Annotated in this window: 14 protein-coding genes; 7 read left to right on the top strand and 7 right to left on the bottom strand. The window is 59.6% G+C overall.

Features of this window, described 5'->3' with window-relative positions:
- Window positions 1-7 precede the first annotated feature (7 nt).
- From DGN21_RS02875 to DGN21_RS02865, 3 genes are all read left to right on the top strand, one after another.
- Window positions 8-211: a hypothetical protein gene (locus DGN21_RS02875; protein WP_126965216.1), complete on the top strand. Its 204-nt coding sequence runs from the start codon at window positions 8-10 to the stop codon at window positions 209-211.
- A 102-nt stretch (window positions 212-313) separates the two neighbouring features.
- Window positions 314-724 carry a transposase gene (locus DGN21_RS02870; RefSeq protein ID WP_237475037.1) on the top strand — a complete coding sequence of 137 codons (411 nt, stop codon included), beginning with the start codon at window positions 314-316 and terminating at the stop codon, window positions 722-724.
- Between the two features lie 166 nt (window positions 725-890).
- A complete protein-coding gene (locus tag DGN21_RS02865) occupies window positions 891-2,387 on the top strand; it encodes a hypothetical protein (RefSeq protein ID WP_126965217.1) in 1,497 nt (498 codons plus the stop codon).
- A gap of 175 nt (window positions 2,388-2,562) precedes the next feature.
- Here DGN21_RS02865 and DGN21_RS02860 read toward each other — a convergent pair whose 3' ends face one another.
- Complete coding sequence (locus tag DGN21_RS02860) at window positions 2,563-3,483, bottom strand: hypothetical protein (RefSeq protein ID WP_126965218.1); 921 nt, start codon at window positions 3,481-3,483, stop codon at window positions 2,563-2,565.
- A gap of 284 nt (window positions 3,484-3,767) precedes the next feature.
- On the opposite strand from DGN21_RS02860, the gene DGN21_RS02855 reads away from it, so the two are divergent.
- Together DGN21_RS02855 and DGN21_RS02850 are read left to right on the top strand one after the other, a co-directional pair.
- Window positions 3,768-5,897 carry an ankyrin repeat domain-containing protein gene (locus DGN21_RS02855; RefSeq protein ID WP_126965219.1) on the top strand — a complete coding sequence of 710 codons (2,130 nt, stop codon included), beginning with the start codon at window positions 3,768-3,770 and terminating at the stop codon, window positions 5,895-5,897.
- 63 nt (window positions 5,898-5,960) lie between these two features.
- Window positions 5,961-6,761 carry a hypothetical protein gene (locus DGN21_RS02850; RefSeq protein WP_237475035.1) on the top strand — a complete coding sequence of 267 codons (801 nt, stop codon included), beginning with the start codon at window positions 5,961-5,963 and terminating at the stop codon, window positions 6,759-6,761.
- A 43-nt stretch (window positions 6,762-6,804) separates the two neighbouring features.
- Here the strand turns inward: DGN21_RS02850 and DGN21_RS02845 are convergent, their stop codons facing one another.
- The 5 genes from DGN21_RS02845 to DGN21_RS02825 form a co-directional block, all read right to left on the bottom strand.
- Window positions 6,805-7,224, bottom strand: coding sequence for a hypothetical protein (locus DGN21_RS02845; RefSeq protein ID WP_241235220.1), 420 nt, complete (start codon window positions 7,222-7,224; stop codon window positions 6,805-6,807).
- A 217-nt stretch (window positions 7,225-7,441) separates the two neighbouring features.
- A complete protein-coding gene (locus DGN21_RS02840) occupies window positions 7,442-7,927 on the bottom strand; it encodes a hypothetical protein (RefSeq protein ID WP_241235221.1) in 486 nt (161 codons plus the stop codon).
- A 59-nt stretch (window positions 7,928-7,986) separates the two neighbouring features.
- Entirely contained in the window at window positions 7,987-9,141 is a 1,155-nt protein-coding gene (locus DGN21_RS02835; protein WP_237475033.1) for an XVIPCD domain-containing protein, read from the bottom strand.
- Window positions 9,142-9,175: 34 nt separating this feature from the next.
- Window positions 9,176-9,583, bottom strand: a complete 408-nt coding sequence (locus tag DGN21_RS02830; protein ID WP_049818005.1) for a hypothetical protein — start codon at window positions 9,581-9,583, stop codon at window positions 9,176-9,178.
- A gap of 338 nt (window positions 9,584-9,921) precedes the next feature.
- Complete coding sequence (locus DGN21_RS02825; RefSeq protein ID WP_184428946.1) at window positions 9,922-10,338, bottom strand: SymE family type I addiction module toxin; 417 nt, start codon at window positions 10,336-10,338, stop codon at window positions 9,922-9,924.
- Between the two features lie 727 nt (window positions 10,339-11,065).
- Between DGN21_RS02825 and DGN21_RS02820 the strand changes: the two genes are divergently transcribed.
- A complete protein-coding gene (locus DGN21_RS02820; RefSeq protein ID WP_160954854.1) occupies window positions 11,066-11,380 on the top strand; it encodes a hypothetical protein in 315 nt (104 codons plus the stop codon).
- A 12-nt stretch (window positions 11,381-11,392) separates the two neighbouring features.
- Window positions 11,393-11,860, top strand: coding sequence for a very short patch repair endonuclease (locus tag DGN21_RS02815; protein ID WP_160954855.1), 468 nt, complete (start codon window positions 11,393-11,395; stop codon window positions 11,858-11,860).
- A 35-nt stretch (window positions 11,861-11,895) separates the two neighbouring features.
- Here DGN21_RS02815 and DGN21_RS02810 read toward each other — a convergent pair whose 3' ends face one another.
- On the bottom strand, window positions 11,896-12,936 hold the full coding sequence (locus DGN21_RS02810) for a histidine kinase (RefSeq protein WP_160954856.1): 1,041 nt from the start codon (window positions 12,934-12,936) through the stop codon (window positions 11,896-11,898).
- Between the last annotated feature and the right edge of the window lie 10 nt (window positions 12,937-12,946).

The raw sequence follows: 12,946 nt of genomic DNA, 5'->3' as shown, positions 1-12,946 counted from the left end.
AGACCGCATGTTGCCGGCCTGCGCACGCGCGGTATTTCAGCAGCGCTACGACCGCAAGGACTATCAAGCAGCGTTCTCTACACTGTCTCCCGTCCTGACGCAGTGCGGGCAGACGCCGGGATGGGACGAGGAGGGAAATATGCGCAACGACGTGGCAATCGTCCAAGACAAGACTGCCCAGTACGCGCCATGCCTGGAAACGCTGCGCTAACGGGGTCAGGTTCACTTCCTAGCCAAATTTCAGGCTACGGCCTCAGTTTTCGTGAGGGTTTCCTCGTTATCAGTACCAACGCCGGGCTGCGAGTCTTGTGCCATGGCCAGACTTCCATGCATCGACTTTCCCGGCATCCCGCAGCACATCGTGCAACGCGGGAACAACCGCTTGCCCTGCTTTCTGGATGATGGCGATCGATTGCGCTATCTGCACCTGATGCATGAGGCCCTGCACGCGACAGGCTGCCAGTTGCACGCTTACGTCTTGATGGACAACCATGTGCACTTGCTAGTCACGCCACCTGATGCGGGACGGATCGGGCAACTGATCCAGCGGCTTGGACGAAACTACGTCGCAGCATTCGTCTTCATTTGCAGCAGCAGCAGCAGCGAGCCCTGGGCCACGACGCCTTCCGCGCAATGGTCGAAACCAAGACCCACCGCTTTGCGGGCGTCAGGCCCGCTCATCGCCCACACAGACCGAACACCGCCGACTGATAAGTTAACCTGACTCCGTTATTGGCTTGAGATGAAAAGCGCGCAGCAGCGCACGAACAGGCAGCGGATCCGCGCCGGGCGGCACGGCTCCCGCCCGCGACCTTTCCCGCTCACGCGGTCGCCCGGACCACTGGCATGATGATGCCCGCACGTTGACCACTGACGTACAGGAGGCACGGATGTCACAACACGCTATCGAGGAGTTCATCGAACGCTGCGTCCAGCTGGTCGATCGCGGCAGCTTGAGTCGCACGCACAAGGCAGCGCTCATGCGTAGCCTGCTTGGGCTGCAGGCGCGTTACGACACCGGCCTGACCTGGTTCCGCGTGCACACCGAGCTACTGCGCAATGGCGTGCTGGTGCGTACGGCGGTCGAGGAGATCGACGATGCGACCCTGCGCGCGCAGGCCCTGGCCGCCGAAGCGCCGGGTTGGCTGGAGGATGCACAGGGCGAGGTCTATCTGCAATGGCAAGACCAGGCACGCGTGGTCTACCGCCAACCAGACACCGGCCACACGCTACCGCTGGCAGAAGTATTCGGGGACGTTCTCAACCTCGCCCACCAGGCCGATGACAGCGCGTTGTTCACCGATTGCTACGGCCTGTTGGTCAACGGCTGGCTGGACGATACCTTCGACGCTGCCGACGGTATCGCGCCCACCCTGGACGGCCTGCTCGCTTCCGACACCTTGCGCGCCATCCGTGCGCTGGCCGCACTCCGCGCGCTCAAGCCTCGCCGTGGCGCACCCGAGGACCTGGCCGTGCCGCGGCTGGCCGACAGCGGCACCTCCGGTGAGATCGAGCGCGAGATGGGTCTGCGGTTTTTCCTGCAGCCCAAGCGCACGCCTGCGGCGTTACGCACTGCGCGTGACAAGGCCACACGTCAGCGGGTGCGTCTGCGCGAGCTGCTCCCGCAACTGGTGGAGCAACACCTGGGCACATCGCTGCGCGCTGCTGGCTGGTCTGCTGTCACGGTTGAAGCGAGCCATCGTTGGCAATGGATCCGCGACCACGACGGCAGCCGTCAGTGTTTGTGGGCCAGCTATGACCCGACCCTGGGCGAGCTGATGGTCCAGGCGGGGCTGCAGCATGCCCGCCTGCTGGCCTGGCAGCAGCGCGCGGCGACCACGCAGCTGCATGACCTGCATTGCGTGGCTGATGCGGCCACCTTCCTGGGCAGGCAGGTCATGGACAGCGCCGACGTGGGCCACTACGGCGGCTGGGTACTGAATCCAGCCCACAGCGACGCCGTGCTGAGCGCTACCCTGGCCCGTCTGGCGACGGCACTGCCCGCACTGGATGTGCACTTCTTCAGCCGCATCACCGATCAGCTGGCCGGCCCCTGGTTCCAACGCTCCGCCGACACCTGGCTGCAGCTGCTGGAACACGGCGACGACAACGGCGTGGTGCCGCCCGAGGTGATATTCGCCAGCCCGGACAGCGTGCTGCTGGTATTCGTGTTCTTCCACCTGGAGTGCGGCGAACAGACACGTGCCAACGCACATGTCGAACAGTTGCGCCAGCGGCTGGCCGCACGCGCTCGTCCAACTGTCTGGCATCGCCAATGGCTGGCGCCATTCCTGCAGCAGTGGGAGCACGGGGCAGGCACTGCGCCCATGCCACCGCTGCTGCACCCGCTGCTGCTCGATCACCTGCGCGCAAACGATGGCGCCTGATTGCCGCACCACGCCGCCGATACGCGGCTGGCACGACTCAGGCGTGTGTACGGAGGCCTTGCAGGTCGACATCTTGCTGCCGCAAGCCGCGGCGCCGCGCAGGCAACGCGGCGCCGCATTCCGAGGCCTTGTCCGCTTGCAATGCCGGCAGCGCACAGGCATCGCGCACAGCCCCTCAATAGCGTAGCGCCTCCGCTGTGGGTGCCACCGGCTCAAACCGCGCCTTGCTGAAGTCATGCAGCAGCCGAGCCGCCTGCTCACCCTGCTCGGAATAGCGCCGGAAATCGCTTTTGCACAATCGATACAGGCAGCCGCCGCGCGCGAACACCAGGTCGCCGCCATCCCAATCGGCCCAGTCGGTGCCGGGCAGGTCCACCAGCACGGCGCCGTCGCGATCCAGCACGCGATGATCCAGCGCATACCAGGCATCGTTCTGGCGCCCCACGGCACGCAACAGCGATTGCAGCCGACGCCCGCCACTGCCGTCCTTCTCCCACACGCGTGGGCGCGTGAAGCCGTAGAGCACGCCGCTTCGCAAACCGCCGCGTTCGCCCTCACCGCCGTCGAGCGTTCGCCAGCCAGCGCGCTGCCGCAGCATGCTGTCGATCGGCTCGTCTTCGCCACCGCCGGACCATTGCCCGAACGGCCGCACCGTCATCCCGTGCTTCAGACCGAAGCCGGTCGGAAGCGGAAACGGCTCGCGGCCTGCCTGCGGCTGATGATTCAACAGCAGCGTCTGCTCGTCCTCAAACGCACCACCGCCACCCCACGCATCCCCCTTGGGCCAGAGCGCCAGCGCGGTGAAGAACGGTGGGCGCGACAGCGCTGTCCAGGTTCCGAAATCGCCCTTGTGCTTGGCCGCGAAATACACCAACAGCCGCCCCGACGGCGACAGATCGCAACGCCGCTCGTAGATGCGGCCCTTGAACCACTGCCCGTGCTCGAACGTATCCGTGCGCAAGTCCCAGCGGATCAGCTGTACCTGCTTGCTGGGCCCACGCCGGAAGATCACCCCGGTGCGTGCGTCCCGCGCCAGCAGGACATACAGCCGTGTGGCTGAAACCAGGGGTTCCTGGCGATGGGATATCGGGTCCATGCGAGTGCCTCCGTGCGCCCTATCCTACGCAACCGTACGACACCTGCGCCGCCCCTGCCCCACACGCGGCCAGTGATCGCCTAGGATTTCAGCGCAACGCAGCACCTGCAGTCAGCGGCCTGGCCGACATCCCAACCCGCGTCGGCGGCTGATGCGGCAAGACCTTGTCGCGCGTTTAGCGCTCCTACGTGCATGCTTGCCCGCAGACGCCTCGTCCCGTCGCCAGACGCAAGGAACCGCTTCTGATCACGCTCTCCCGCCGCCAGTTTCTCGATGCCGGCCTCATGGCTCTGACCACCTCAACGCTGCTCGGTGCCTGCGCCAAGCAGGACAGCGCCCTGCACACGCGCTGGAGCCAGTGGCAGGCAAAATGGCGCTGGATGGAAGCCATCGCCCGCAAGCGCCGTTGGCAGGTGACGCCGCTACGGATCGCCCCGCCTGCGACAGAACGCCAGCTGCTATCGCTCGAACGCCGTCACCGCCTGCCGATCCCCGCCCAACTGCGTCGCGTCCTGCGCGAGCTGTCGGCGGAGGTGAGCTTCGGCTGGTACGTGCCCTCGCATCTGCGCGCGATGGAACAGCAAGACCTGCCGTCGATGAGCTGCAATCGCGACACGGTGTGGAGCCTGACGCACATCGATACGATGGCCCTGCCCGTCTTCCTGGACTGGAAGCAGGAGCTGGCCACGCGCGATCTGTCCGAGGCACCCAACAGTCCTGCACTGTGGGAACACCAGTTCGCTTTCTACAACCTCATCAACGGCGACTGGCTGACCATCGACACCACGCATGCGGATCCGGCCAGGCAACCGGTACGCTATTTCTCGCACGAACTGGAGATGCTGCACGGCCTGGCGCTGGCGCCGGACTTCTTCAGCTTCATCACCCAGATGTCGGCGCTAGGCATGGCCGGCACCGAATGGGCCTCGTGGATGCGCTTCGGCAACGGCCAGAGAGACGACACCTTCTACCTGGATGCCGGCAACCAGGGCTCAAAGGCGTGGCTGGCCTGGCTGCAACGCGACCCGGCGCAACCCGACCCCGATACGCCGCCGCTGCCGATCGTGGAGCGCAGCGCTGCCGATCGCGCATTGCTGGACGCCGCACGCGCCAATTCACTCGTCGGCGTCGAGGCCGCATTGCTGGCAGGCGCCGTCCCCGACTGCACGCCGGACAGCGATTGGCTGATGGAACACACCACATCCGACCAGGAGTTTTCCACCGCCATCCATTACGCCACCCGGCACGACAACACGGCGATGATCGAGCGCCTGCTCAAGGCCGGCGCAACGCTCAATACACGGCTGCTGCCGCTCAATACCGCGGTCAAACACGGCACGCTAGCCACCGTGCGCTGGCTCATCGCGCACGGCGCACGCGTCAACGGCTGGGCCAATCAGCGGTACTGGCCGCTGCACGACCTGGTGGTCACCCGCGGGCCGATCGCCGCAATGACGCGCGCGCACTACCGCCAGCACCTGATCGACAGCATCAGCATCGGCAGCCTCGACTCACTGGATGGAATGATCGCCCAAGCCAAGGACGCACAGACCCGCGCGCGCTATCGCGCCGCCAAGCGCGCCCTGCAGCAGGCCAGCGAGGAGGCGGTGAAAGACGTCGACAGCAAGCTGCACAACCACCTCAGCCTGCAGGACTATCTGGACATGCTGGAAGCGCTGCTGGACGCCGGCGCCGACCCGGACGCACGCTGGGACAACGGCACCACCATGCTCGGCTGGGGCGGCGTGGCCACCGCACGCGTGCTGCTGGCACACGGCGCCGATCCCAACGCACGCGACATCCACGGCACCACGCCGCTGCACACCGCCAGCACCGGCGAAAAGGTGCGCGTGCTGGTCGCCGGCGGCGCCGACATCAACGCGCAGGCCATCGCACAGAACACCGACGACTCGCAGCACTACACACCGCTGCAGTCGGCGCTGCTCTCCCACACGCTCGATGGCGACAGCCCCATCACCGCGCTGCTGGAACTGGGCGCGGACGCCACCCGCACCGACGCCGATGGCCGTTCGTCGCTGGCCTATTGCTTCCAGCCGGACCTGGTGCGCCTGATCATGAGCAAGGGGCTGGACCCGCTGGCCCTGCAACCGGGCCAGCAAACCCTGCTGCATAACCTCACCGCCCGTCACTGGCTCCCGCGCCACACGTTCCCGAAGGAAGTGGCCTTTCTCGATTTTCTGCTGAGCCTGGGGATCGACATCAACGCGCGCGACGCCAGGGGCCGCACCCTGCTGCACTACGCCGCCGAACAGGAAAGCAACGATGAGAGCGCGCCCAACTACGCCCTCGTCCTGGCCCGGGGTGCCGACAAAACCATCAAGGACAACGATGGCAAGCGCGCCGTCGACCTGTTTGCCGCCTCGTTGCAGACTGTGCGGGCGGCATTGCGGTGATGTGCATCAAGGGTGATGTCGATGTCCATCGCTCCATCACCTCCGGGACACCACAGCAGACGCATGGACAGGAAAACAAAAATCCCCCTTCTGACGCTGGCCTGTCTGGCATCTATGGCACTTGCCACCACGCCATGCCTCGCGCAGCCGCCTGCCGGCGCGCCCGAATTCGCACCAACCTTGGACGACCCCGCAGCAAGCGTCGCCCTGGTGCCCGGCGAATACATCACCGAAAAGGGATGGGGGCATCTACTACTGACTAGGCACAAGCAATCGCTACGATTCTCTTTGGAAAGCACCACTGGCCAAGCCATGTGCTTCCTGGAAGGCGTGATTGATGGAAGACAAGGCATTGCCACAAGCGAGACCGGCCTCACGGATTGCCAAGTGCAATTCGCGAACACCGCCGAAGGTGTCAACGTGACCACCACCACGCCGGTCGAGTGCAAATCCTTGTGCGGCTACAACGGCGGTTTCGAAGCACCTTACCTGCGGGCCAAGGATGGTTGCAGCCGCAACGCCCTTGCCCGCACGCGCGCGGCATTTCAGCAGCACTACGACCGCAAGGACTACAGGACGGCATTGACCACCCTGTCCCCGGTCCTGGCGCAATGCGGGCCGACACTGGACTGGGAAGAAGAGGGAGAGATCCGCAATGATCTGGCGATCACCCAGTACAAGAACGCGCTTTATGCGCAGTGTCTGGAAACGTTGAATGCCTATGCCGAAGATGCAGCGACAGACGACGACGCAGTGATGGAGAACTGGCCACCGGTCCTTGCGGACCGCTATCTGGCAATCGTACGCGCAGCACGAACCAATCTTGCGTTATGCAGGAAAGCGCTGGCCAGGCAAAAGAACTAGAGCATTCACTATCAAATTCGACCAGCCACACGTGGTGCGCGGCTCAGCTTGTCCCGATGCCCACATACTCCTGCGCAACCGCATACCTGGCTTGCACAGACCCCCAGATTCGACCGCGGCTCAACCCAACTGCGCGCGCTACCCGCTGAAACTCGACAGGCCCTTGATAGCCCGGAGACTTCTTCTTGATCAGGATGCGATCGGATGGCGTGACACAGCTGTCCTCAAGGGAATTGCTCACATGTGCCTCATCCACGAAGAACTCTTCATAGGGCAACGGCAGCACGGATGTCTCTCCGTCGCGATCGAACTTCAGCAACAGACTGTCATCGCGCTCGAAGCACAGCGTCTTCCAAGGGAAATCGGTCAGCTTGCCGGCTTCGACCACCGCCGAGTCCTTGCCGGCCAGCAGCGTCACAACATGTTCGGAAAACTGTTTCTTTGAGATCGGTGGCTCGGTCATGGCACATCCTGCCAAGGCGGCAACGACCACTGCGACCGATGCCGAAACGTAAGAACGGAAGATAACGAATGACATACGGCGCGGCCCCTTCCTGCGGTAGAGCGATGTTTAACCAGAAGCGCAATGCACGCGCATCTTGGCAGGAGTAGCGATTTGCCCTCCTGATAAATTCCGGACCCAGGCAACTAAGCAAGTCGTTGACATCCTGATCGGGCAACTACATTAAATTTGAGTAGTCACCGATCTGATTGCAGATCTCTGAGGGCGGATCATCCACCTTGACGACTCTTCGCAATCCCTTCTCCAACTCCCCCTCAGGGGCAACGACATGATAGACGAGATAGAACTCCTCTCGACTTTTCCAGAGGCTAAATGTCGACAGCTCAGAAAATCGAAGGACATGCCCATTCGAATAAGTTGCGTCAAAGCTGCATTCAGCATAAACACCGATTCCACAACTCGCATCCAGATAGCGCAGCCCCTTTCGTCCACCGAGATCAAAATGATAAGACCGGCCGTTCTCGTCCTCGACGATCTGCGGCGTCATTCGCAGCGCCTGAGGTGTGCTTGTGCTCTCCCAATCCAGAACCTCTGCACAGAGTGAGGGGCCGGAGGGCTTATCCATCCCATATTGAGCGAATCTCCAGGTGCAACCCGTTGTAACGAGAAAACAGAACACGACGTAGATCAGCGAATTTTTCACAGGCACCTCTCAGCCTTCGTCGCACTCAGTGACAGCCGGTACCGACGACATGGAATATCTCAGCGCGCTATTGATGGTCCTGTCTGGGTAACGGCTTGCTGCGACTGCTCCAGCGCCTGCTGCTGTTCACGTGCCTGGGCCTGAGTCTGGTTGATTGCCTGCACGCGATCGAACGACTGGGTCTCTGGTGCCTGCACGGCGTCCACCGTCGGCATGTGTGTGCGCTGGTGTGCCGGGTCGTTGAGGGCGCCCTGGACGACAAAGACCTTCTCGCCGCCGGCCAGCTGACCTGTTGGGTTGTTGAGCACTACATGATCCACCCGCGACAACCCTTCCTCTTTGGCCAACGCAAGCAGGCTGGCGGTCATACGCTGGCTTGCCCCGTCCCACTCTTTGCCGTGCTGGGCGTCGAGCTGCAACACACCACTTTTGATCTGCTGGTACAGCGTGTGGTCCGCATGGCCTGGCTGTGAGGGCAACAACGGGGTCTTCGGTAGTGTCAAGGGTGATTCAGGGCCAAGTCCACCCTGCTTCACATCAGAAGAAGCGATATCACTAACGGCTCCGGGCTCCGGCCGCCCTTGTTTAACCTTCCAGGGGACAATGTGTTTGTCGTAGTAATCGCCATAATATTGCTCGTATGTCTTACTTGGCCCAACCGAAGGTTGTTCCGTCTTGAATATCTGGGCGATCTGATTCAACGCCGCATTGCGAGTGATGCGGCCTGCCATTTGTTGATCGGCAATTGCTTCGTACTGCTGCGGCCTATTTCCGCTACCAGCGATACCAATATCTGGCCCTTGATTATTCAAAATCTCACGCCGAACCAGTGCGTTACTGAGCGTTGCTGCAGCTTCGCCGCGGAGCATGTTACTCACATAAGCTTGTTTGGACGAATAATCAGGAGGCTCGGCGAACCGATGATGACCAATCTCATGCGAGAGCGATGCGGCGAGTCGCCCGCCCTTGCCGATCGCATTCTGGTCAATCACGATCTCCTTGTCAGGCACTATGTAAGTGCCCCCGCCTGCATTACCCCACACAACGCCTATGCCATCACGCTTGAGCTGAGATAAGCCTGCTTGTAGCGTAGGTGACTGAGCAAGAAATGGAGTAAGTGCGGGGTCTTTCAGCGGAGAGGTGGGCGGTGCGCCGGCAGATGATGCACCCACCTGCTTAGGTTGCGGAATTTTTGATTCTTCATTGCCTTCCATCGCATTTCCTTTGCTTGAGCAACTAAGCCTTTAGTCACATTTTATTGATCGAGATATAACTTAGGTGCGCCTGGTCTTCAGTCAGACCAAACGTGACTTTTGTACGGTCAACCGTCATCACCCAATATGCTCTCGAATCGGGTGCATCCGGACGTGGTGGATAGGGCATAGCATCTGCCCAGGGGGCATGCACAAAGGTTGGACCAGGCGGAGAAAAATCGATCAACAACTTTCCACGCGATGGATCATCTGTTGCATTACTGAATTCAACGCGCTGCAATTTCTCACCTGCCAGTACACCACTCTCGCTGACACGCAACTCTCTTTCCCCGTCCAACTGGGGTGGTCCGAGTTGAGTGTGAAGTTGAGCACTGATGGCAGCGCTGTCTTGGAAGTCAGTTGCGATCAAACGATCTACATCTTGCTTGAGGCGTTCCGTCACGTCTTTGCTCCTGGTTTCAACGGAGGGCTTTGCAGCCGCTACGGCCGATTGATCGCGTGGAGTGCTGGGGGCACATCCCGCATGAAAGGTGCATAGTGCCAGCAGTGCAATTGGTAACAACGTTACCTGAGGGAAGGCATTACGTCCTTGGTTAACTTGCCGGCCATGGGATTTCCCAAGGTGAGGAGCCATCTCTCTGATCCTGCGCTAAGAGTGTCGCTGAAATTTAACACGTCAATGACCTCAAATCAGGCGGCGGCAGCAAGTACTTCACGTGGTTCTGCGTTCGCAAGATCGGCTAGCGGCCGACGGATTCAGCTCAATGCGGCGGGCGGCGCTCACCGACGCGCCCTAAGCTGCTTTGCAGGCACCTCCACCGGCGGCAACACCTCCATCAGCAGCTGCCCTTCGCTGGCGGTGATGCGCAGCTTGGTCCCGATGGCAAAGCCCAGTTGCTCCAGCCATAGGCCGCTGAGGCGGACGTGGGGCACGTGCTGGTCGCCGGCGTGGTCGTGGGCGCCGGGGTAATGGGTGTAGCTGACGGTGCATTGGCGCGGGCGGCGGGCGCGGCGGGGTGCGCGTAGCGTGCCGGGGCCTTGCGGGGAGGCGTCCGGGTCGGGCGGCAGCATCGGTGGCAGCTTGGTGCGGTCGGGTTCCACAACAACCCACTGCACCCGCTTGGGCGGCGTGGGGCGCGTATGCGTGCGGATGGGCCGTGCGCTGGCAGATGCCGTAGGTGGGCGGCGGCGTGTCATGGCGCCTCCGGCTGGTGGTTGGTGGATGCGACAACGCACTGCTGCAACACCACGGCTCTGCGTGCGAACGTGTGGCGCGAGGTGTGCGGTAACACAGCGAGCTGGCAACCCGGCGGATGCGCGGAATGGGCGCTCGCCTGCTCAACAGCTGCGCGTGCGACGCGCCGGCGCAGCACCTCGCCCACATCCCAACGCAGGCGGTGAGCGGAAGCTGGCAACAGATCAACCGGTACAGATGCCGGCATGGATGGTGCGGTAGACATGGCAATGCCCTCCTGGAACAACCCAAGAACCGCCGCCAACGGCGACGGGATGTCGGGAGGTTCGAAACCGTACATAGTCGGCGGGCATATTCCCCTTGCGGGTGTTGTATTAGCCGCCCTCCCGACGCAGGCATTGCGTCGGCTTGTACCTGCACAGGATGCAGGCACAAAAAACCCACCGGTTTGACGGAGGTGGGTGCCGCTATGTACGGAGTTTCGACGCTCCTTAATCCGAAGGCTGCAGCGAATTCGCGGCAATGTCAACCTCTGTACAGTATGATTGAGCGAAGAGTCTCCGAAAGCACATCGCGTCGACCTGTGATCCAAAATAAGAGCAGCGCTATAAATTACTTATTTAATAGATTAAAATCGCATCATCGTAAAAACATACCGTCCGTGCGGGCATCACGAAAATTAATTCCTACCAAATGCCGTAAAGCAATTTTTAATTACTGGAAAACATTGTGGCCCATCAGCCTATTGATACCGTACTAACCGCCGATTTTCTCGCGGCAACACTTAGAGAATTAGCTGAAACGGGCTTTGTTACGGATGAGCATAGTTTCGCTCCTTATCGCGAAACTATCAATGTTCATTTCTCAGCCATTCAAGACGCACTTGAGCAAGAAGGCTTCGAAGGCAGCCTGCTACCTGGCTACCTCAATCACCCACAAGCCGGTTACGCGTATTACATTTATGACACTGAGAAATTTACAAGCCGACAGGATGCCGAGAAAGCTATAAATTTATGGCTAACAAGCCGCCATAGCGACCAATAAAGGATTCTTCACATGACCGACATCGTCACACCTGCTCAGCGCTCAAAAATGATGTCCGGCATCAAAGGCAGGAACACCAAGCCAGAAATATTAGTCAGGAAATTCCTCCATCAACGCGGTTACCGCTATCGACTAAATCGAAGGAATCTTCCCGGTTGCCCAGACATTGTCCTTGCCAGATATAACACCGCCATATTTGTGAACGGTTGCTTCTGGCATGCCCACGAGAACTGCCCCTATTTTAAAATTCCCGGTACTAGAACTGAGTTCTGGACAAAGAAAATTCTTTCCAACATAGAGCGCGACGTTGTCGCAGTAAGCGACCTACAAAATCTTGGCTGGCGAGTCGCTATAATTTGGGAATGTGCTCTAAGAAGAGTAGCACCTCAAGCACTACTCGAGCTCATTAATTTCCTGCAGGGAAAAGAGTGTCTAAAAGACATTCGATGGAATCAGCCCCCCCAAATTTCAATCCAATAGAGATACCTACGCTCTAACCAATTCTGTTAACGGCACTATTCTGAAGAGAAATTTGGCGTTCCAATTCTTCCGAAGTATGCTCCAAAACGCTCTACTAAAGAGGGCACAAATTGAGGAGTGAGGGAAGCCCACCTATGGTTTGAAAGCTCAGTTGGCACTTCAGCAATTGGAATTGCTTTAAGCTCATTGAATTGAGCGAACCATGGACCTAGAGGAAGTCCGGCGGCATCTAACAACTGTGGCAGAAAATGCAATTTAGCAGACCCATCATGTTGAGCAACTTTATTTTTCTCTTTTGGCTTTGCAGCTCTCCAACGATCTGAGATATCGAGACACTTTGCAACTAATACAGAAGTAACTTTGTTAGGGCTTGCAAGATCGCAGCGCGGGGTCACTACAATCCAAAGCCCGTCTGCCTTTTTAATCAGGTCACCGGTATCCAGCCGATCTTTTATCGGAGGAAGAAAATAAGTCTCTTCCGGATGTGCACATCCGCCATCGGCGTCGAGAAGAGCATCATGAATATGAGCTACTACATGCCTAGCCAGCATTGGTGAAAATATGTCTGGATCATTCGCCGCCCAGTGGGTCCAGCGAGGCCAAATAGCCTTAAAAAAAACGCGCGCGGTTTCTCGCTCAATCGCTTCCCGAGTCGATTGCAACTTCATGAGCATAGGTCGTTGACGGTCTAGCCATTCAAATACTTGATCTACCCCGTCACCGCGATCAAATACCTCCACCTGCGGATATTGTTCAGTTTCTGCCTCCTGCCCCTGACCTGTATAAATGGCAATAGCAACTGGATGTGTTTGATAGGCGTACCTCACTAAAGAGTTACCATGATCATTAGGCTGATCTTGTGCATTTGGCTGAAGCCTCAAATCAACAACAACTGCATCAATTTTATTATTTGCCAAGCATGACTTCGCTTCAAATACAGATTTTGCGGTCAATGTAGCCACACTAAATCCACGCTTATCCGCATCAGCGTTATAAAATTCAGCCCTATCCATCCAAGAATCAATATTTGAGTCTTGGTCTTCAACCAATAATACTTGCAGAACTGGCATCTTCATACCCCCAATT

The sequence above is a fragment of the Xanthomonas sp. MLO165 genome (assembly GCF_018831305.1).
Lineage (GTDB): Bacteria > Pseudomonadota > Gammaproteobacteria > Xanthomonadales > Xanthomonadaceae > Xanthomonas > Xanthomonas arboricola.
The sequence above is the reverse complement of the archived record's forward strand: the minus strand, read 5'-3'. Positions and strand labels throughout refer to the sequence as shown.